The sequence below is a fragment of the Terribium retamae genome (assembly GCF_022347545.1).
GTDB lineage: Bacteria > Pseudomonadota > Alphaproteobacteria > Rhizobiales > Rhizobiaceae > Mesorhizobium > Mesorhizobium retamae.
Window position 1 is genome coordinate 1 of the sequence record NZ_JAKREW010000114.1, and the last position, 1,236, is coordinate 1,236.

The window sequence follows — 1,236 nt, forward strand, 5'->3', positions numbered from 1 at the left end:
GCACACTGTCATCTGGCCGTCACGCGGGCGCCCCCCGGGGGCGTCGTTGCACCCCTACGCGCACCCGCGGGGGCCGTATTGCAAGCCCCCGCCCCCCACGCGCTACCCCGACCGCATGGCGCCGCGCCCGGCCGGGCGCGCGATCCAGGCTGCCTTGCCCAAGGAAGCGATCATCTCCAGCGACATCGGCAACAACTGCGCCATCGGCAATGCCTATCCGAGCTTCGAGCAGGGCCGCAAATATCTGGCGCCCGGCATGTTCGGCCCCTGCGGCTACGGCTTCCCGGCGATCGTCGGCGCCAAGATCGGCTGCCCCGACGTTCCGGTGGTGGGCTTTGCCGGTGACGGCGCCTTCGGCATCTCGATGAACGAGATGGGCTCGATCGGCCGTGAAGGCTGGCCGGCGATCACGATGGTGATCTTCCGCAACTACCAGTGGGGTGCGGAGAAGCGGAACACCACGCTGTGGTACGCCAACAACTTCGTCGGCACCGAGCTCAACCCCAACCTCAGCTACGCCAAGGTGGCCGATGGCTGCGGCCTGAAGGGCGTCACCGTCGACACCACGGCCGGCCTCACCGAGGCGCTGGCCAAGGCGATCGACGACCAGGCCAAGGGCATCACCACCTTCATCGAGGTCATCCTCAACCAGGAACTCGGCGAACCCTTCCGCCGCGACGCCATGAAGAAGCCGGTGCCCGTGGCTGGCATCGACCGCGCCGACATGCGGCCGCAGCAGCGCGCCTGATGTTTGCCTTGGCTTGGCCGGGTTCTCCGTCTCGGGCGGGCGCCGGCAAATATCGACTGCTGGTGCAGCCCCTCACCTGCCTGCCGGCATCCTCTCCCCGTGAACGGGGAGAGGGGCGCTGCCGCCGAAGATTTCGCCAGCCGGCAGCCTTGCAGAACAGGCACCATCGTCGCGGCCAGCCTCCTTCTCCCCGTTTACGGGGAGAAGTGCCCGGCAGGGCGATGAGGGGCAGCGCCGCGCTCGCGACACAGGCCTCCCATCCAAGATGGCTGCATCCCCTAGCCATTTCTGGGGCGAGGAACCCGGGCTGCACAGGCGCGGGCGCTATTCCAGCTTGGTTTCCTCTCCCTGCCGAAGGCGGGGAGAGGTGGCTCGGCGTGGGGGGGGGGGGGGGGGGGGGGGGGGGGGGCGGGGGGGGGGGGGGGCCGGGCCCCCCCCCCCCCCCCCCCCCGCCCCGCCGGGGGGGGGGGAGGGGGGGGAGTGAAAGA

Annotated in this window: 1 pseudogene; it reads left to right on the forward strand. The window is 70.6% G+C overall.

Going from position 1 to position 1,236, the window contains the following annotated elements:
- Nucleotides 1-100: 100 nt before the first annotated feature.
- Nucleotides 101-748 (forward strand): annotated as a pseudogene (locus L4923_RS30765) (thiamine pyrophosphate-dependent enzyme); the annotation flags it as partial.
- Between the last annotated feature and the right edge of the window lie 488 nt (nucleotides 749-1,236).